This is a genomic window from Rummeliibacillus suwonensis, assembly GCF_007896435.1.
GTDB lineage: Bacteria > Bacillota > Bacilli > Bacillales_A > Planococcaceae > Rummeliibacillus > Rummeliibacillus suwonensis.
On the sequence record NZ_VCBL01000002.1, the window covers coordinates 402,491 to 421,663 of the forward strand.

General features: G+C 35.1%; 15 protein-coding genes and 1 riboswitch. Of the genes, 3 read left to right on the top strand and 12 right to left on the bottom strand.

The genetic code is table 11. The features are described from left to right. Positions 1 to 46 precede the first annotated feature (46 nt). The 5 genes from mprF to FEU33_RS15180 form a co-directional block, all read right to left on the bottom strand. Positions 47 to 2,626 carry a bifunctional lysylphosphatidylglycerol flippase/synthetase MprF gene (mprF, locus tag FEU33_RS15160; RefSeq protein WP_146550321.1) on the bottom strand — a complete coding sequence of 860 codons (2,580 nt, stop codon included), beginning with the start codon at positions 2,624 to 2,626 and terminating at the stop codon, positions 47 to 49. 313 nt (positions 2,627 to 2,939) lie between these two features. Next, positions 2,940 to 3,731, bottom strand: coding sequence for a LysM peptidoglycan-binding and 3D domain-containing protein (locus FEU33_RS15165; RefSeq protein WP_146550322.1), 792 nt, complete (start codon positions 3,729 to 3,731; stop codon positions 2,940 to 2,942). A gap of 584 nt (positions 3,732 to 4,315) precedes the next feature. Further along, positions 4,316 to 4,741, bottom strand: coding sequence for a helix-turn-helix domain-containing protein (locus FEU33_RS15170; RefSeq protein ID WP_146550323.1), 426 nt, complete (start codon positions 4,739 to 4,741; stop codon positions 4,316 to 4,318). A 147-nt stretch (positions 4,742 to 4,888) separates the two neighbouring features. Then, positions 4,889 to 5,107 (bottom strand): hypothetical protein, encoded by a 219-nt coding sequence (locus FEU33_RS15175; RefSeq protein ID WP_146550324.1) that lies wholly within the window; start codon positions 5,105 to 5,107, stop codon positions 4,889 to 4,891. Between the two features lie 331 nt (positions 5,108 to 5,438). Continuing rightward, a complete protein-coding gene (locus FEU33_RS15180) occupies positions 5,439 to 6,560 on the bottom strand; it encodes a sensor histidine kinase (protein ID WP_244951059.1) in 1,122 nt (373 codons plus the stop codon). Between the two features lie 365 nt (positions 6,561 to 6,925). Here FEU33_RS15180 and FEU33_RS15185 point away from each other — a divergent pair, with 365 nt between their 5' ends. Next, the gene (locus FEU33_RS15185; RefSeq protein WP_146550325.1) at positions 6,926 to 7,723 is read left to right on the top strand and encodes an HAD family hydrolase; all 798 of its coding nucleotides are present in this window, start codon (positions 6,926 to 6,928) and stop codon (positions 7,721 to 7,723) included. A gap of 373 nt (positions 7,724 to 8,096) precedes the next feature. Here the strand turns inward: FEU33_RS15185 and nrdF are convergent, their stop codons facing one another. The 5 genes from nrdF to FEU33_RS15210 form a co-directional block, all read right to left on the bottom strand. Continuing rightward, positions 8,097 to 9,077, bottom strand: a complete 981-nt coding sequence (gene nrdF, locus FEU33_RS15190; RefSeq protein WP_146550326.1) for a class 1b ribonucleoside-diphosphate reductase subunit beta — start codon at positions 9,075 to 9,077, stop codon at positions 8,097 to 8,099. Continuing rightward, positions 9,065 to 11,158 (bottom strand): class 1b ribonucleoside-diphosphate reductase subunit alpha, encoded by a 2,094-nt coding sequence (gene nrdE / locus FEU33_RS15195; RefSeq protein ID WP_146550327.1) that lies wholly within the window; start codon positions 11,156 to 11,158, stop codon positions 9,065 to 9,067. Before nrdE ends, nrdF begins: the two co-directional genes overlap by 13 nt. Beyond that, positions 11,155 to 11,526, bottom strand: a complete 372-nt coding sequence (gene nrdI / locus FEU33_RS15200) for a class Ib ribonucleoside-diphosphate reductase assembly flavoprotein NrdI (protein WP_146550328.1) — start codon at positions 11,524 to 11,526, stop codon at positions 11,155 to 11,157. The genes nrdE and nrdI overlap by 4 nt, the downstream gene beginning before the upstream one ends. Next, complete coding sequence (locus tag FEU33_RS15205) at positions 11,523 to 11,753, bottom strand: glutaredoxin family protein (RefSeq protein WP_146550329.1); 231 nt, start codon at positions 11,751 to 11,753, stop codon at positions 11,523 to 11,525. Before FEU33_RS15205 ends, nrdI begins: the two co-directional genes overlap by 4 nt. A gap of 158 nt (positions 11,754 to 11,911) precedes the next feature. Then, positions 11,912 to 12,094: riboswitch (cobalamin riboswitch) on the bottom strand. A gap of 432 nt (positions 12,095 to 12,526) precedes the next feature. Further along, entirely contained in the window at positions 12,527 to 13,057 is a 531-nt protein-coding gene (locus tag FEU33_RS15210; protein WP_244951060.1) for a hypothetical protein, read from the bottom strand. Positions 13,058 to 13,591: 534 nt separating this feature from the next. On the opposite strand from FEU33_RS15210, the gene FEU33_RS15215 reads away from it, so the two are divergent. After that, positions 13,592 to 14,101: a ferritin gene (locus tag FEU33_RS15215; RefSeq protein ID WP_146550330.1), complete on the top strand. Its 510-nt coding sequence runs from the start codon at positions 13,592 to 13,594 to the stop codon at positions 14,099 to 14,101. A 249-nt stretch (positions 14,102 to 14,350) separates the two neighbouring features. On the opposite strand, the gene FEU33_RS15220 is transcribed toward FEU33_RS15215, so the two are convergent. Further along, positions 14,351 to 14,836 carry a hypothetical protein gene (locus FEU33_RS15220; RefSeq protein ID WP_146550331.1) on the bottom strand — a complete coding sequence of 162 codons (486 nt, stop codon included), beginning with the start codon at positions 14,834 to 14,836 and terminating at the stop codon, positions 14,351 to 14,353. Between the two features lie 121 nt (positions 14,837 to 14,957). On the opposite strand from FEU33_RS15220, the gene pbp4 reads away from it, so the two are divergent. Next, positions 14,958 to 16,955: a penicillin-binding protein PBP4(5) gene (gene pbp4, locus FEU33_RS15225; RefSeq protein WP_146550332.1), complete on the top strand. Its 1,998-nt coding sequence runs from the start codon at positions 14,958 to 14,960 to the stop codon at positions 16,953 to 16,955. A gap of 974 nt (positions 16,956 to 17,929) precedes the next feature. Here pbp4 and FEU33_RS15230 read toward each other — a convergent pair. Next, on the bottom strand, positions 17,930 to 18,457 hold the full coding sequence (locus FEU33_RS15230; RefSeq protein ID WP_146550333.1) for a thioredoxin domain-containing protein: 528 nt from the start codon (positions 18,455 to 18,457) through the stop codon (positions 17,930 to 17,932). Positions 18,458 to 19,173: the final 716 nt, after the last annotated feature.

Genomic DNA, 19,173 nt, shown 5'->3' on the forward strand with positions numbered 1-19,173 from the left:
ACTGGCGAAAATTATATTCAATTTCTCTGCAATTTACGACTCTCTCTTAAGGCCTTCTCGATTGCTTGGCTTCTGAAACTTGTTTCCTCATGGTTGCATATTTATTGTCCTCGATTAACATCATAATTTGCAACATCGTAAATGGTAGAGAAGTTTTTTTCCGATACGCAAGGTATTTGGGCTGCCAATCATTTGCAAACTTTTCTTTGAAATTTCGTACATTGCGAAAAGTATAACTATCCTGACCATCAACCATTATTTGAGTAGCGATCTTCTCGCTTATGCCAGCAAACTTTGAAACGCCTACACGCGCTAGCGGCGTCAAACCAACATTTAATCGTTCGAATCCTTTGGCCTTAGAAGCTGAGAAAATATTTAAGAATAAATAATCCATGGCCTGTTCCGGCAAAGCGCCTTTCTTAGAGCGGATCAGATCGATTTTGGCTGTACGATCTTCATCATACAATGGAATCAAGTTAGCAAAAGCAATGATCTCAAAATCATTATTTTTCAAAACAGCAAGGGGCGTAAATTGTAAATAATCTTCATCAAAGTAGCCGAGTGAAAATCCTTTTTCCTTTCGATTATCCAACCATTCATCAGAAATATCTCGTAATTGAGTCATCACTTCAGTCGAATAAGGCGGTTGCATGATTTCACAAGAATACCCCTCTGCTAGGAAGGTCTCGTTTATGTTCTCCGCCTTTCGCATAACCTCTTTTGAATATGGCAGCTTTGACAAGTCAATGTATCCCTCTTCTCCCAGTTTGAAAAATCGATAACCATAGCCATGAAGGTACGGCACAAATTGATCACTGATTTCATAGAAAATCGGTGTGTAACCATAGTCATCCGCAAATGTCATAAACTCTTCGATCGCTTTTTTAAAATCTTCCTTTTTCCCAACCAAATCTCCCAGCACGACTAACTTATCTGCGATTACCTGGTATGGGAATAGGACTGTTTTTTCTTTATTCCAATAAACATACTTATCATGAAGAAAGATTAAATGAGATAATTCCTTACCACCGTATTTATTGAGATGAAGGAAAATCTCCTCTTCGTATTCTAAAGATGATGTCTTCGTAAATTGAGTAAGCTTTCTGAGCGAAATTTCAAAAGTGACCACGATCGTCACTACAATGAGCCCCATAAATGCACTTTTAAATAAATCATCTGAATCCGTCGTCAAATATGGCTTTACGCTTTCTGGAATAGAGTATTTTATAGATGGATTAACAAAGAATCCAATCATCATATAAAGCAATAAAATGACAAAAATAATCACTGTATTTAAAATACTTCTTCCCCACGTCACAATATAGCTTTCTCGATAAAATCGACGGCGTGACAAATACAACAAGCCTGCCACAAATAACATAAATAATGCCTGCTTATACTGTATACCTTTAATAATAAAAAGGGCTGAAGCAAAGAGTAGCACAAATACCGTCATTCGGTAGGAATTCTTATCTTTATAAGAAATACCATTTGATAACGCAAGTAACACAAAACCTGTCGCAACTGCTAATTGATGTGAAATATTAATAATAGGAAACGCCATTAACTCTTTTGCATAGCGAATTCGCTCAATCGCTCCTGGTGCCACCGATGACAATAAAAGTGTCAGCCCTGCGGAAAATACTAATGCCGTCGCTAACATATGACTTGTTTTTTCTAAGAAGAATCGTGGGATCGCATTAAGCCCCACATTAAATCTTCTCCATAATTCACGGATGAATAAAGCTAATCCTGCCAAGAAAGGTACTACATAATAGCCGATTCTATAAAATAGCAACAATACTAAAATGGATTCTTCAGAAATTTGTAGACTTTGTGCTCCCCAAATAAACACCAAATCAAAAGAACCAAGACCACCAGGAATCATACTCACAATCCCTGCACAGGAAGCAACGATAAATATAGGAAGTAGATTTTGGACACTCATCGGAATATGCAAAATATTTACTAATACTGTCATAAACGTAAGTGCGCCAAGCCACTCTAAAATGGAAACACCAACCAATGCTAGATCATCTATCAAGCGACGATTGGTCGTTGTTCCCCTATACAATTGTATAAATGCTTTGACCATAAGAAATGGCACATATAATCCAATAACACTTGCCGCTATGACTAAAATTTTATGCTCTTTAAATAAGGGGAAATCCCTATAAAATATCGGTAACATCCAAGTGAATAGAGAAATTCCTGCTAGATAAAATAATGTGACTGATGTGATCGTTTTAAAAAAAGCAGCACTATCTACTTCTTTCTTTTTAAAATAGTGTGTGCGTAACAATACGCCCACTAATCCTCCAAAGCCAATAAGATTCGAAAAAGAATTAATAATCAATGATTCCTTCATCAAACGGCGCAAAGATCGCTTTAACTTTAATTTTTTAATAATAAAATAATCATAAAAAAACATCGGAAAAACAAGTATTAATGACAATAAAACAATTAATGCAATTGTTCTGATATCTAAACTCTCTAATTTATCTGTCATTTCGCGACCATTTGCATTTCTTAAGATTCCACCAATCTCACGAATTGCAAAAATCATCAGCAAAATTGGTAAAATGACTTTTAGCCATTGAAAGATCGTTGACTTATTGATTTTCATCCATATCCACCTAATTTTTTATCTTCATATACCTTCTACTATACAGTTATGACTAAATTTATGCAGTTCATATTACTCAATTTCATGATTTTTTGTAAAAGATTTGTTTAATTACTTGCGTCTTGCAGTGTGGCAAAAAAATTGTCTGAAATCATTTTATTTGTCCTTTTCTTTTTTTACAAAGTAGCGATCCGGCTTAATTCCATAAAAAAGCACAGAATGCCGATTGAATAACATTCTGTGCTTCTTATATAGACAATATTCTTCTTTTCAAAAGACTTTCTTGGATAACTATTCTCTAGCTGGTCATCATTTAGTTCAATATTTTGATGGTTACTGTGCGTACGCCCCAGCTATTAGCTTGTCCATTACTTGGCATTAACAAGTCGATTTTATGACCTTTAATGGCACCGCCAGTATCACCAGCGATTGCTGTACCATATCCTTCAACCCATACTTTTGAGCCTAATGGAATGATGCTAGGATCTACTGCAATGACTTTCATATTAGGATTAGCCTTTACATTAATTCCTGTAGCAGTGATGCCTGAGCAACCTGCACAATTAGGTGTATATGCTGTTGCTGTAACAGTCAAAGTCTTTCCTGACGATTGTGGTGCAGACTGACTTGTAGACGGTTTTGTATAAGTCGCTTGTTTATTTGTTGCCTGTTTATTGGCAAGTTGTGTATTAGCTGGTGTTTGTGTTTGCTTAGTTGAAACAGAAGCAAGATTATGACTATTTGAATCTCCTGTTAATGCAAGATTTTCACCTGCATAGATTAGATCGCCACTTAGATTATTGAAAGATTTTAAATCTCCTACAGAAACGCCTGTTTCATTAGCAATCTTAAATAATGTGTCGCCTTTTTTAATCTTATATGTTTTAGCTTTAGGGCTAGTTTCTAGCTGTTGTGATGGGACAATTACATTTGAACTTAGATTGTTCATTTCTTTTAAATCTTCTACTGATACTTTTTCGTCTTGGGAAATGCCCCAAAGTGTATCTCCTTTTTCCACTTTGTAACTAGCAGCAGATGCTTGAGTTGATAGAGCTGCAGTTCCTAGTGCGAAAACACCTGCTAGTGCAATTAAATATTTTTTCATCGTTAAAAAACGACCTCCTTTGTACTAACACGACTTACTTTACCATCGTCACATGTCATAACTGTTGCTAATCAATGTATGCACTGTAACAATCGTGTTACAATCTTTGCCAATTTTCTGATATTTCATACATCATTATAAAAATTTTTTAATCAAAATTTTCATAGCTATTGATATGACTAGGTTAGTGTTATGTGGAATAAATTAACTATCTATTTATTTTATTTTCCTTTTTTATACAAATAAAGAGATAACTTTTAAAAATTTTTTCTCTTTTTTTCGTGAAAAAAGAGAAAATCAGTTGATTTTACGAAAAAAAATACCTTTTTTGGCGTCGAAATATTACAAAAATACTCCCATATAAAATTATTTTTGCCTTTTTGTGTAAAGAATATACCTATTATTACTGGAAAACATCATTAATTGTTCAAAACGGGCAAAAGAAACTTTCTAAAGGAAGAAGTTTATCTTTATTCCTTGCAAAAAGGGCACAGAATACCGATGAAACAGTATTCTGTGCCCTGTATATGAACATATTCTTCTTTTAAAAAGGCTCTTTTAGATAGCAGATAACTCAAAGAAGATCAAAGCAAATGAGCCTTGGGACTTCTTTCCCCTAGTTCAATATTATATGGATCGTTCTGTAACGACACATCTTTTTGCATAACCTTTACTTCAGCTAAAGTATAAAGTTCCCAAAGGTCTTTTTTATCTAATTCATGCAATAAAATAGTCAGATCATTTAAAATAACATTTCGCTTTTTAAGAAACACCTTTTCTCCCTTTAACGGTGTTTTATCGATGATATTCAGTAATAGCTCATCAGCTGAAACATGTAAAATATTACTTAGCTTGACGATCCAGCTAGCAGAAGGCACACTTTCTCCCATTTCCCAGCTTTTGATACGACTTGCTGATGTACCAATTGCTTTTCCCAACGATAACATCGAATATCCATTTTGAATACGTAATTCTTTTAACTTTTCACCAAAATCACGCGGATTAAACATTTGCCATCTCTCCCTTGTGTTAATCATACCCATATCAAACGCTTACATGTGTTCTGAAAAATTTTCTACTTTACCCATCCACTTTTATGGAAAATAAAGTGAAACTTTACCCAGTGAGGTTTTCTTCATCCTCACATTGTTGTTCGTTCAATCAATCGAGCTTTCACAGCCAATCGATCGCCCTTTACTTAACTTCCCCCTACTTTTTACATACATCTTGATGCGAGATAAAGTGAAACTTTCATCAGTGGGGGGTTCTTCATCCCCTACTGAACTAGAGGAACTCAGGCTAAAAGCGCCACGTCTTGTGGCAACACCTGAGTAACCAACATCTTGTTGGCCCGAACCAATCGGGCGCGCATGCAACAGTTGTTCTCCTCCTACCTCTTTGCTCTCACTGAATCTTGAGGAGGAGTATTACCGCCCGCCCATTCATGCGAGGCAAATAAAAAGCTACATTCATCTTATTCTTCATAGAAGTGGGACTTCTTCCGAAAAAATTAAAATTTCCATAGTATTTACATTTCGACGTCGATCACATGAATCCTTTTCCTTTTCCTAAATTTTTATCTTTAAAAGGAAGACTAAATTAAAAAAAATGATCCAAAGATTCAGGAAAAGTTGTATTCTTGCATGAAAAAGAGATCCAAAATACTCTGGATATTTTTCTACGAAGCGGACCAACTCATGTAGTCAATTACTCATTGTGCGTAATAACAATAGGAATGGTAATTTTTATTGTAGTTCCTTTTTTTTCTAGTAATTCTAATTCACCATTCACAAACTCAACACGTTCTTTCATACCATTCAACCCATTACTTGATGGTTTTTTAGTACTTTTTGAAAGACCGATACCATTGTCACTTATGATCATTTCGATGAAATCAGCGGTTTGCAATATCTTAATTTTACATGCTGTCGCTTGACTATGACGCACCACATTATTAATTGCCTCTTTTAAACACATACTTAACGAATTACTAAGCATCGTGGGAATGCGATCATACTGCGGATTCCCCTCCAATTTCAGCTGGATATTCGCTGCCTTTAATATTTGTTGTACGTGTGTGATTTCCTCTTGTAGTTTGACCTTTTTCATATTCGATACCATCTCACGAACTTCCTTTAAGGCCATACTAGAAGTTTGCCGGATATCATGCAATTCCTGAATAGCAGCCTCTGGATCCTTTTTGACTAACCGTACAGCCAAGTCACTTTTTAAGCCAATCATCGAAAGCTTTTGGCCTAACGTATCATGTAAATCCCTTGCAATTCGTTGTCTCTCTTCGTATACACTTAATTCGGAAATGCGTGCATTTGCCGTTTCTAATGCGCCCTCAAGTCTTTTACTTTTATTTTCACTATAAAGATAGAAAGGACCCAAAATCGCACTAAATAAAATAATAACGATCAAAGGAATCTCTTGAATAAATAGATCTGTTTCGATAAAGAATCCTCCAATGACTGAACCAACCGTCATTGCAATATGAAGTCCATACATAATATAAAATCCTACTGTATGGCGGATTTTTCCTATAGAAAATGCCGTAAAAAAAGCAAAATATATATATCCAAACAATACTGTCATGGCTGCATTAATAACCATTCCAAGGGCAATCCACATATAGACAAGCCCATTTGTCGCACTATAAGCAAAACGAAAACAGATTAAATACATGATGAGAACTGCAAGTGCGATAGACCCTTCAAGCTTTGATGCCGAATGAAATATTAAATAAAACGGGATAAAGCAAAACGCAATCCATGCGATCATACTCATCACTGGATTTTTTGGAAAGACACTGTACCATTTTGTCACGTAAACTTTCACCGCCTTTTAGCTACTTCCATTATATCAAAGAATGGTTATTTTGCCCTGACCCTACCCTATTGTTACAATAGGCCCTTTACATAATCATCATTTTTACTACAATAAAAATGGCAAGTCTTAATTATATAATTTTTTGACTTTTAATGATTAGCTCTGTTTAATCATATTGATGACATATTCGATTCATCACAGGTGAGCTCTTTTCTGTGAATGAACATCAAGCCTTCTCGACAATGTTCGGTAAGGAAGCTTGACCTGCTCTCATTTACTGATTAGAGTTGAAACATCAACCATATTTATAATAAAGCCAAATAATTAAATCATTCTTAAACTTTTACACTGGAGATGGCACAATGGATTCACAAGGAATCATTTTAGACTTAGATGGAACAACCTTAACAAGTAAGAAAACTGTTCATCCGTTATTAGTTCAATATATACAAACACTCAGAAAAAGAGGACTATTGGTCTTTATCGCAACAGGTCGTACTATTTTTGAAGTTCAACGAATTCTCCCAAAAGAATTTGTTGTGGATGGAATCGTCGCATCAAATGGGATGAATGTTTTTGCTGGGAAGAAGCAGATATATAAAAGTGAGATTCCTGCAAACACTGTTCAGCATTTAATAGAAGAATCAATTGAATTTGGGATCTATCATGAAATTTATCACAAAGATGGAACATTAACCGCACAAATAACGCCCTTCCAAACAGAAACTTCAACATCGATATCTCACAGACACGAAAATGTAAAATGGACAACTGCACTACATGCCAATCATGTCGAAAAAATACTATTCTTTGATGAAAACATATCACTTGTTGCTGAGTGGTTCGAGACAATAAAACAACTACAAAAAGACTATGCTTTTTCCGCTGCATTATCTTCATCTGATTTAATAGATGTGAACGGAGCCAATGCAACAAAGGCTATTGGGGTTACCACTTTACTATCTGAATTACAGATTCGCTTTGAAGATGTCATAGCATTTGGTGATGGAGGGAACGATATCCCGCTCTTTGAAAAGGTTGGAAAAAGTATCGCCATGAAAAATGCACGTCAAGAAGTTCAATTGCAAGCCGATGAAGTAACAACATATACAAACGATCAAAACGGTCTATATCATCAACTACAACAGCTATTCCATTAGACCTTTATCGACAATATTATTTCTCAGGAAATATATTATGACAAAATTCTTATTTCCTAGATTTTCGTTTCTACATCCAGCATCCGACCCAAAGTTTTCTTTCGGTAGCCTCGCTCTAGCTTTCTTAACAGACGAGGCTATCTCTTTTTATCTGGATTACCACTTTGTGAAATATATCACCAACTAATTTCAATAGATTTTCACGTTTTCCTTTAACTGGTCGTTTTTCATGACATTCGAGCAGAGGGTATTTGGATCATCTTCACTCCATATTTTCATCTCTAAACCAAAAAATCCTTAACCTCCAAAGAGATTAAGGACCTTCAATTGTTCTATTGTCCGAATTGTTTTAGTTCGACACCTTAGATCACGGTTATTTCTTTAAAAAATCAAAGTTAAAGGTCTCATCGGATATAGGTTCAACTTTAGCAATTGCGTAGGTAGAGCCCTTTTGTGAGAAGAAATCATAGGTAGAGCCTTCATTTCGAATGCCGTTCATAACAATAGGATTGATCTCTTCCTCTGGGAACATCGTATCTAACCCTAAATTCATGAGTGCTTTATTGCCGTTATAGCGTACATAGGCTTTCACTTCTGGACTTAAACCTGTTTCCGCATAGATATCATCTGTATATTTCATTTCGTTTTCATATAAATCTAGCAGAAGCTCATAGCCCCATACTTTTAATTCGTCCTGTTTTTCTTTTGAGAACTTTTTAAAAAGATTTTGAGCGAAATATCCTGTTGCCACACCATGAATAGATTCGTCCCTTAAAATAAGAGAAATCACTTCTGCGCTATTTCGTAAAATTCCTTGTCCACCCAAATATAAGGGATAAAAGAATCCAGAATAAAATAAAAACGATTCAAGCATAACAGACGCAAACATAGCTTTCCATAAACTTTCAGGGTCGTTTTCTTGAATAGAAGAATAGATATCTGCAATTTTTTTCGCTTTATATTGTAGAAATTCATTTTTCTTGACCCAAGCAAAGATCTCATCAATTTCATCGTTATTGCACAATGTTGTGAAAATATAAGAATAGGATTTTGCATGGATAGCTTCAAATGCATCAAATACTGTTAGTACAGCCTTTTCTTGTAAGTCTTCATGGTATCTAGCAATTTCGTTCATCCCTATATTGGTTTGAAGCGTATCCAGTAAAGTAAGTCCGCCGAATACTTTTGTATACGTATCTCGAAACTCGAAGTCTTTCCATTGCTTCAAATCTTTACTGACCGCGATTTCTTCAGGAAACCACATTTGTTTCCACTGCTGATCCCAAAATGTTTTAGCCAAATCACTCGTTGGTTTATTCCAATTGACCGCTTCAAATGGTCCTATATTGAACATGACACACATTCCTCCAATGTTTGCAAGCGTTGGCGAACATAATAAATCGACTTAATGCCGCGCATCCATGCATAAATATAAAGTTTCGCAAGGCGCTCAGTTGTCCATTGATCCGTTACATATAATGTCATTGAAATACCTTGATCAACATGTTTTTGAGCTGTTGCATATAAATCGATCATACGATAACTATCAACATCATAAGCTTCTACATATAAATGCTGATTTTCATTATTCAAATAAGGCATTGGATAAATGGTCCGGCTATCCGCATAATCACGAATTTCTACTCTTTCCGTACATGGAGCAATGGATGCTGTGCAGCTACGAATGTAGGAAATACTGCCTGTTGGCGCAACAGCGAGACGATATGCATTAAATACGCCATATTTCATAACATTTTTCTTTAACTTTTTCCACATATCCGCTGTAATGATCGGCACATTTCCTAGTGCTTTTTGTACTTTTTCAGTTGGCATTTTTTCTTGTTTATGGATGTAATGCTCAAAATATTGGCCATTTGCATACTCACTTTTGTCAAATCCATAAAAAGTCTCGCCTTTTTCTTTCGCAATTAGCATGGAAGCTTTTAAGGAGTAGTAATTTAATGCTTCCATAAAGAAATCAACGAATTCGATAGATTCATCTGAACCATATAGAATATTTTCCGTGACAAGGTGTCCATGAAGATTCATCGTACCCAATCCAACCGAATGCATCAATTTATTTGCCTTTGCGACGGAAGGGACATTGACGATATCCGTCATTTGAGAAACATTTGTCAGTAGACGCATAGCTGTATCAACTAGTTCTTCAAAATTATTTGTTTCTGTCGCATGATGAATGTCTAAAGAACCTAAATTACAAGATACATCTAAGCCATATTCGTTTGGCTTGTCCATGTCTGTAATAATACTGGTCGTTTGAACTTGCAGAATTTCCGTGCAAAGATTGGACATTTTCACCCGACCAAGACCTTTTAAAGGATGAACACGATTTACATTGTCATCGAATATTTCAAATGGATAGCCTGATTCAAATTGTGTTTTCTTTATTTCTGTATATAATTTTCGTGCATTTAAGCGTTTTAATTTACGAATATTGGGATTATCCAATAGTTCATAATACATCTCAGTAATACTGATTTCACTCATGCGCTTGCCATATTCTTTATAAATATCATAAGGACTAAATAAAACGATATCTTTATCTTTTTTCATTAATTCGAAGAAAATATCTGGAATGATGACGCCTGTTGACAATGTGGCAAGTCGAATTTTTTCATCCGCATTTGGTTTTTTCGATGAGATAAATTCTTCAATGTCCCCATGGAAAATATTTAAATAGACCACACCGGAGCCATTTCGTTGTCCCAATTGGTTGGAATAAGAAAAGGCATTTTCTAATAACTTCGTAACGGGCATGACACCACTTGCACGATTTAAGATTCCTTTAATTGGATCCCCTAATGGGCGCAAATCGGTTAATAAAGTACCAACTCCACCACCTAAGCGAGATAGTTCTAAACAATAGCCAATATTTTCTGCAATGCTGTTCATCGTATCATCCATCGCTAATTTAAAGCAACTGACCAGCTCCCCGCGCGCTTTTTTACCACTGTTTAAAGCTGTCGGTGTGGCAGGCTGATACGATTCCATCATATGATGAACAGCCTTTTCAGCTAGCTGTTCGTCGCCTTGTGCTAAATAGAGGGCAATGATGATGATGCGATCCTCATACTTTTCTAAAATTTCCTTTCCATCTCGGCTTTTCATAGCATACCCTTCATAAAATTTACTGGCACTCATAAAGGACGGAAAGCGAAAATGATAATCATAAGCATATTTAAATAACTTTTTGATAAATTTCATGGAGTACATTTTCAAAAATTCTTCTTCGTAATATCCTTCCTCCATTAAATAGCTTATTTTTTCTTCTAAGTCGATAAAATAGCGCATTCTGACATTGACATTTTCCAAAAAATATTTGCGTGTAGCTTCTTTATCTTTTTGCAAATCAATGGTTCCTGTTGAGCTATATTTATTTAACACTTCATTGTTTAATTTTAAGTATTCTTTCATAAAGAAACCTCTCTTTCAAAAACGTTTTGATACTGATCAACGATTGCCGCATAATCCCGTGGAAATCCCCGTAGTTCTATTTTTCGAATAATAGGCACATGGTATTTTCTGCTGATTGTATCTGCTGATTTGCAAAAAACGGAGTGACCAAAATTGGAATTTCCGCTAGCGATCACACCTTTACAAAAAGAATGATTGTTTTGAAGAAATTTCTCAACAATTAGTGGCACATCGCCCAATCCGTCTGTATAAGTAAAAACGAAAAAGGGTTCTGTCATCATCAAATCTTCTGTTATTTCAACATTAGGCAATCCTAGCCGATGAATGATGGATCGAACATTTCCCGTTCTGCTGGCAAATGCAATCATATGGCGATCTTACTAATCTCTTCGTTCATTTGCGCAACATCTTGGATTAGTTCCCCATTCAACTCTAAAATTGGAACAGATAAAAAGCCTGCTTCGACTATTTCTTGTTTTGCCTGTTCATCTGTATCTACATTAATTAATTCATATTTTCCCTCAAAGCCTGCTTCTTTTAAAAATGACTTTACAAACATGCATTTTGGGCAAATTGTTTTCGTATAAAGTTTCATAAGATCTCCTCTTTCTTTAAAAAGTAATTTACACTTTTACATAAGTAACACAAAAAGCTATCCCCGTCTTATCGGGAATAGCTTTATTTCAAAATGGAAACAATTAGGTCGATGGAAATGCAGACTTATTTGCCTCCATTTCCTAGCCCCCGAAAAAATGTGCAATTGTTTATTAGGCAGGTCTCCTGGCTTATGCTTCACCCTACTAGTCACCTTCCCATGTTAAAACATAGTGGCTGTTGACATTCGTTTCACATTTACAGTTGCGGGGACAGCATCAGATTCTCACTGATTTCCCTATTAATCTACATATAGTAGAACCAAGATAAACAGCATACTATATATTGTGTTGTTATTCTAATAATATCATCTTCCCGCTTTTTGTACAAGCGACTAAAGTTTGTTTTTAAACTTTAAATTGTTTTAAGAATATACGGGTCTATCCAAAAAGTCCTGCTTCAAATATTAGTTAAAAACTACTATTCCTCTTCAAACCTGCGTAGGAATCAGGTGTCATGATTATCCAATTTCATTTATAAAATATAAATAATCCCCCATGCTATTTTCATTTTATTTTTTGACAATAAAACTTTTTAGACAATCTCTATGATTATATCCTATTTTAAGAATTGTTTCTTTACTTAGCACCTGAAGCTGTATCTAGAGTTTCATTATGGAAAAAGGTATTAGAAAGATATAATTGGTCTTTTCCCACAGCGGAATAAAATAAAGTTTCCACATTCTTATTGAATGAACTCTTTGGCTTATTTAATTTACCTACTAATTTCGCCATACATCTTTAAAATAATCGGATAATACGCCTTCTTCTTGAAATCTATCTTCAAGAACAGTACTTGTTGTAATTCAGCTTTAAGTTTTCCCCCACTATCAGGGAGAGAACCTAAATAAGAATATTTATACACTGGGTCATCAGGACATAGTTCATAAGCACGTTTTAACATTGAAATTCCTTTTTCTTCCCAATGTTCATAATCACCGAAGTAATACGGAAACTGTGAAATCATATAACCAAAACACCAAAGAAAATCTTCATTTTCCATAAAATTGGTCAAACCAAAATGTGTGACTTCATTTAACATAGACTCTAACTCATCGGAATCTAATTTTTCTCCCCTTATACAGTCCTCTTCAACCAAAACATACCAGCAAAAAAAGCCAAGCCTAATAAGAATTTTCAAATTTTCAGGATTCTGCTTCCACTTTTTTGTGAGGAATGATTTTGCTTCATACCATCTTTCTTGACTTTCTACTATATCAACTTCATTCCACCGCCAGTCAATCATAGTAGTACATCTCCTTCCTAGATAGCAACTTCTACTGATGATGAACCCAAAAAATCAATCCATCGAAATATTACCATGAAGTATTTTTCTTTTTATGCAATGTCCATTCATAAAGAGCACTTCCTTTCGATGACTGGTACTAGCCTAACTCTTCAATTTTTATCTTACTCTTTTCTAGCAAATTCTTGTTTTTTCCTAATCAGCAAACATTCTTGATCGCCTTGTTAACCTTAGAAATCAGTTGCCTGTAAAAATCCAATCGCTTCAACTAAAATAGTTTTCTATCCTCTTGTACTACCTTTTAAAGGAAAATTATGAGGAGCATACATCTATCCGATGTACTTTAAAAGGAAAAATGTTATAATAATAGTCATGGGAAAGTTATTATTTTCTATAAGAATATGAGGAACAAATGATTTTCTTACTTCTATTATACCCCTTATTTTTCCAAATTATTTTCGAATACTTGATGATGACGGTTGTATACTAAAAAGAGAAAATCTCTAAATAATAATATGACAGGGAGGGCTTTTTATGTTATCTGAAAAGCTTCATGCCGCACTTAATGATCAAATGAATTTTGAATTCTTTTCCGCACATACTTATTTAGCTATGGCTGCTTATTGTACAAATGAAAATTACGATGGATTTGCTAATTTCTATTTAGTACAAGCTGAAGAAGAACGTTTCCATGCGATGAAATTTTATAATTTCTTAAATGATATGGGCTATCGCGTAACAATTGAAGGATTTGAAAGCCCTAAAAATGACTTTTCCTCCGTTTTAGAAACATTCAAAACAGCACTTCAACATGAGAAAAAGGTAACACATCGAATTTATGAACTTGCCGATATTGCTTTAGATGAACGTGAACATGCTACGATGGCGTTCTTAAAATGGTTCATCGATGAACAAGTAGAAGAAGAATCTACTTTAGATACTATTATTCATAAATTTGAACGTATCGAAAACGATTCAAACGCTATTTTCATGTTAGATGCTGAATTAGGTAATCGCACATTTACGGAAGCTAATGCAGAATAAATTCAGGAATAACTAAATACAGAATAGACATATAAAATCAAAGTATGAGTGCTGATAAAGTGAAACTCCATCAGTGGGGGTTTTCTTCATCCCCTACTGATGGTTAGCTGAACCAATCGGACTTTTACGGGCAGTTGTTCCCCATCTATCTTTCTCGTTTCTCTATATCTTGAGATGGGGTCTTACTGCCCGTTAAAGCGGGATAAAACAACATTCATACTTTGATTTTTTTCGTTGGCTATTCAACTTTTATAATTTTATAAGATTATTTAGTAATTTTTGTGTATTCTCTGATTGCTCCAATACTTTGTTTTGCTCAGGCCAATAGATCATATAGTTTTTCCCATTTACTTCAAAAAGAAATGGGCGCAATTCATCTGAAATGGCTGCATCTTTTCCCTTTAAACGTAATATCTCAACAGAGTATAATTTTTTGCTATCTATTCGATAAGTAATGCTATAGTCAGCCTTATCCGCAAATAATTTGCGATCTCCGCTATCCAATTTTTCAATATGACTTAATGGATTTTCTTCCTTGTATTGTGCTGCTTCGCTTTTGTTCAGTTCTTTTTCTTTATTCGTTTGATGATTCATGACCACTATTTGATTGACATCCTGTTGATTATTTAGAATCGTATTGATTTGTTGTTTTTGTACCTTTTCTTTATGTGCTCCCCATCCAAGAATGATTAGGACAATCGCAATAAAGATAAGACCAATCCTCATTTTTTTCATATGATGCCTCTTTCTGTTGCTATATTGATATTTTCTTTTCCCATTTTAACATTTATGTGCTCATTCTATATACTTTTTGCCTAATATCATCGATAATAACGTTAAGAAGGGGGAACGTATTATGAAAAAGAAACCATTGCTTATCGGAATAATTGTGGTACTCGTTCTAGCGATATCCGGTGGCTCTTATTATATGGCACACAAAAATGCCGAACAAAAGGCAACACAAAAAGCAAAACAATTTATTCAAATCCTCACACAACAACAATTTGATCAATTGCCATCTGTCGTATCCAACCAATCACTGCAAAAAGCACATTACACCAAACAAACATTCATTGATAAATATACCAATATATTTAACGGTATTGGTGCGGAAAATCTAAAAGCAAGCGATTTGAAAATCTCCAAAATAAAAAATGGACAATTTCAATTTTCATACAAACTAAATTTAGCCACAGGATTAGGTAAATTACCTACCCTCTCCTACAAAGGAAGACTTATCAAACAAGGAAAAGATTATGTCATTGACTGGCAACCAAATTTAATCTTCCCCCACATGGAAGCGACCGATAAAATATCCTACACAGAAGATGATGCCGTTCGGGGAAAGATTCTCGACAAAAATGGCAGCGCACTTGCAACCAATGCTGAATTCCACCAAGCCGGGATCATTCCTAAAGAACTTGGTAAAGGCACTGAAAGAACAGAAAATATAAACGCCATTGCTCAACAATTTCACATCAGTGTAAAGGAAATTGAAGCAAAGCTTGACCAAAAATGGGTAAAGGAAGATTTGTTTGTTCCTCTGATGGTCGTTGAAGATGATCAGATCAAGAAGATGACAGCTGTACAATATCAAGCGGTCGATATTCGTTATTATCCACTTGGCAAAGCTGCATCGGCAATGATCGGCTATACTGGAAAAGTGACAGCAGAGGATTTAAAAAAGGACAAAACACTATCGGCTGATGCGAATATTGGAAAAAGTGGTTTAGAAAGAGCTTATGATAAAGAATTACGTGGAAAAAATGGTGGTAAGATTTCACTTATCGATCAAAACGGCAAAGTAAAAGAAGTGTTGTTAGAAGCATATCGCGAGGATGGCAAGGATCTTCAACTAACCATTGATGCGAACACGCAAGTAAAAGCATATAATGCACTTGACAATGCTACAGGTGCGACTGTCATCATGCAGCCCAAAACAGGTGAGCTATCAGCACTTGTCAGCAAACCTTCTTACGATCCAAACCTAATGATTCGTGGCATTTCACAAAAAGAATATGACGCTTACCTAAATGACGAACGAAAACCATTCGCCAATCGCTTTACGCAACGATATGCACCCGGTTCTACCTTGAAAACTGTAACGGCCAGTGTTGCACTTGATGCTGGCACATTAACAACAGATAAGACACGAACCATCAGCGGATTGAAATGGCAAAAAGATAAATCATGGGGCAATTATTATATCACACGTGTTTCCAACGTTCCTAAAGTCAATTTAGAAACAGCCTTCATCTATTCTGATAATATTTTCTTTGCTCAAACAGGGCTTGAAATGGGCGAAAAGATATTACGTAAAGGATTCAATCAGTTTATCTTTGGTGAAAAATTAGACTTACCTTTTTCAATGGAACCTGCTCAAATTTCCAATAAAACATCATTTAAATCGCAAATTCTATTAGCAGATACTGCTTATGGGCAAGGTCAAGTATTAATGTCTCCAATTCAACAGGCCATTACCTATAGTGCTTTTGCTAACAACGGTAAAATCATTTATGGACATCTATTAGCAAATGAAAAAACAAAGGCAAAAGATGCTGTTAGCTCAAAATCTGCTGAAATCGTCCATCAGGCAATGACACAGGTCATTCAAAATCCAAACGGAACGGCACATATTTTAAATGGAATCAGCTCTACTTTAGCTGCCAAAACTGGAACGGCTGAACTGAAACAAACACAAGGAACAAAAGGACAAGAAAATAGCTTCATCGTAGCCTTTGACACGAAAAAGAGCCAAGAGTTCTTAGTGTTATCTGTCGTAGAGAACCATCAAAAAATCGGCAAAACAGCAACCGAACTAGCAAAACCTTTAATCAAAGAATTGGAAAAATAATGACACTGTAGCCCATTTAATCCTTAACAATTACATGAATGAAAGAAGAACAAAACAGATCCTTACAAAGATCTGCCTTGTTCTTCTTTTTATAAATACTTATTTTACTTCTTCCATAAAATATAGCATATTCGCTGATTTCCGCTAAGGCTTGTACAACTCATATGAGCGCGGCTTGAGCCTCCTTAGCGAGAGGCCCCTAAAAAAGTCCATTCATCTTCAAAAGCATGATAAAGATCAGCTTTTTAGATCATAAAGCGATAGAAAAGATGGATTTTTATCAATAAAGGTGGCGATTCTATAGTTTTTTCAGCGGCCTCCTTAGCGAAGCCGTGGGGTCTCAATTGTTCGCTTTTCTCATGGAGTTATTCGCCCTTTTCGTGGAGTTATTTGCTCTCTCGGAAGATTTATTTGCTCTTTCCAAGATTTTATTCGCTCTCTCGAAGACTTTATTTGCTCTCTCAAGATTTATTCGCTCTCTCAGAGATTTTATTCGCTCTCTCGAAGACTTTATTTGCTCTCTCGGAGACTTTATTCGCTCTTTCGGGATTTATTCGCTCTCTCAGAGACTTTATTTGCTCTCTCAAGATTTATTCGCTCTCTCAAAGATTTTATTCGCTCTCTCAGAGACTTTATTTGCTCTCTCAAGATTTATTCGCTCTCTCAAAGATTTTATTTGCTCTCTCGGAAGATTTATTTGCTCTTTCCAAGATTTTATTCGCTCTCTCGAAGACTTTATTTGCTCTCTCAAGATTTATTCGCTCTCTCAGAGATTTTATTCGCTCTCTCAGAAGATTTATTTGCTCTTTCCAGGATTTTATTCGCTCTCTCGGAGACTCTATTCGCTCTTTCCTTAGGACATTGAGTTGTCTTCACCGAGTATGCACTTACTCGAAGGAATCGAGCTAAAAATCCATGTTTTTCTAAGGATTATGTTAATATATTCTCTAATTTTTTCCTAATCCACATGCCTATTATTTTAATTTTGCTACTTCTTCTTCGATAATTGTTTTGACTTGTTCTTCCTGTAATGGGAATGTTAAAGCTTTACGTTCACCATTGATGAAGATCGTCGGAACGCCTTGCACATCTCTTTCAATAGCTTCACCCGTAATAGACAAACTGATCGCTGTATTCTCTTTTCGTTCTTCTTGTTGTTGATTATATTCGCGGATCAGCAATGCTTTAATCTCTTTATCTGGCAAATCGCGCCACTCAGGTTGTGTTGCATATAATTTGTCAATGATTTGGAATGTTTCCTCAGGTTTTGAGTAATCCAATGCAAGATGGACAAGCGTACCTGGTAATAATTCTTCACGTGGTTTATCATACAATTTTACAATGTACTGGATTTGCCCATTTTCAATATATGTAGGCAGTATTTCCTTTGCATAATTATAAAAAGCTGCACTTCCCGGACAAGCTAAATTTAAAAAGGCTTCTAGTTTTAAAGGTGCATCCTCGCTCCCTTTTGTTAAATACTTATTTTTTATCGCTGTCATATGTAATCATCCTTTCCATATTTATTCTCTAAAAAAGATAGGAACTTTAAAAACGAAAAGACCATATCTTTCAAACTGCCATAGCAAATCTTTTGAACATATTGTAAACAATATAATAGGAAAAGAAACCAATTGAACTCTGATAAAGTGAAACTCCATCAGTGGGGGTTTTCTTCATTCCCCACTGATAGTTAGTTGAACCAATCGGACTTTTTACGGGCAGTTGGTCCCCCATCTATCTTTTTCGTTTCTCTCTAAATCTTGAGATGGGGGTCTTACTGCCCGTTAAAGCGGGATTAATCATACAACTAAAAATACACATCTGTTCATTTCTATTCCTTATTATTCCTATCTATTTATATAAATTTAATATACTACTGTATGATCATCGATTCAATACCATTTCCACAAAAAAGACGATTCAAATGTTCATCATACAATCGATATAAATGATTCATTCATCGGAGTGAATTGTACCTTTGACTTATTTAAAATAACAAGGATTCGATTGATGATTCCTCATTCTGTGTCCTCGTAAAGAAATCCATTTACTTTTAGTCGTCTATGTACTTAACGTTAGATTTTTCATCATAAACGTTACAATCCATATTTCCATTTAACGTTTGTGATCAATTATTATAATGTCACGACAAAATTTTAGTTATGGAAGCTTTGCCTGTTAAAATAAGGATAGTTAAGTATATATAAGGATTATA

Excerpts from the sequence above, each read along its gene's own strand:
- FEU33_RS15220 (WP_146550331.1), bottom strand. The coding sequence starts at position 14,836 with ATGAAAAAAATGAGGATTGGTCTTATCTTTATTGCGATTGTCCTAATC.
- FEU33_RS15205 (WP_146550329.1), bottom strand. The coding sequence starts at position 11,753 with ATGAAACTTTATACGAAAACAATTTGCCCAAAATGCATGTTTGTAAAG.
- FEU33_RS15210 (WP_244951060.1), bottom strand. The coding sequence starts at position 13,057 with ATGATTGACTGGCGGTGGAATGAAGTTGATATAGTAGAAAGTCAAGAA.
- FEU33_RS15165 (WP_146550322.1), bottom strand. The coding sequence starts at position 3,731 with ATGAAAAAATATTTAATTGCACTAGCAGGTGTTTTCGCACTAGGAACT.
- FEU33_RS15230 (WP_146550333.1), bottom strand. The coding sequence starts at position 18,457 with ATGACAGCGATAAAAAATAAGTATTTAACAAAAGGGAGCGAGGATGCA.
- FEU33_RS15170 (WP_146550323.1), bottom strand. The coding sequence starts at position 4,741 with ATGTTTAATCCGCGTGATTTTGGTGAAAAGTTAAAAGAATTACGTATT.
- nrdI (WP_146550328.1), bottom strand. The coding sequence starts at position 11,526 with ATGATTGCATTTGCCAGCAGAACGGGAAATGTTCGATCCATCATTCAT.
- nrdF (WP_146550326.1), bottom strand. The coding sequence starts at position 9,077 with ATGTTCAATATAGGACCATTTGAAGCGGTCAATTGGAATAAACCAACG.
- FEU33_RS15185 (WP_146550325.1), top strand. The coding sequence starts at position 6,926 with ATGGATTCACAAGGAATCATTTTAGACTTAGATGGAACAACCTTAACA.
- pbp4 (WP_146550332.1), top strand. The coding sequence starts at position 14,958 with ATGAAAAAGAAACCATTGCTTATCGGAATAATTGTGGTACTCGTTCTA.
- mprF (WP_146550321.1), bottom strand. The coding sequence starts at position 2,626 with ATGAAAATCAATAAGTCAACGATCTTTCAATGGCTAAAAGTCATTTTA.
- FEU33_RS15215 (WP_146550330.1), top strand. The coding sequence starts at position 13,592 with ATGTTATCTGAAAAGCTTCATGCCGCACTTAATGATCAAATGAATTTT.
- nrdE (WP_146550327.1), bottom strand. The coding sequence starts at position 11,158 with ATGAAAGAATACTTAAAATTAAACAATGAAGTGTTAAATAAATATAGC.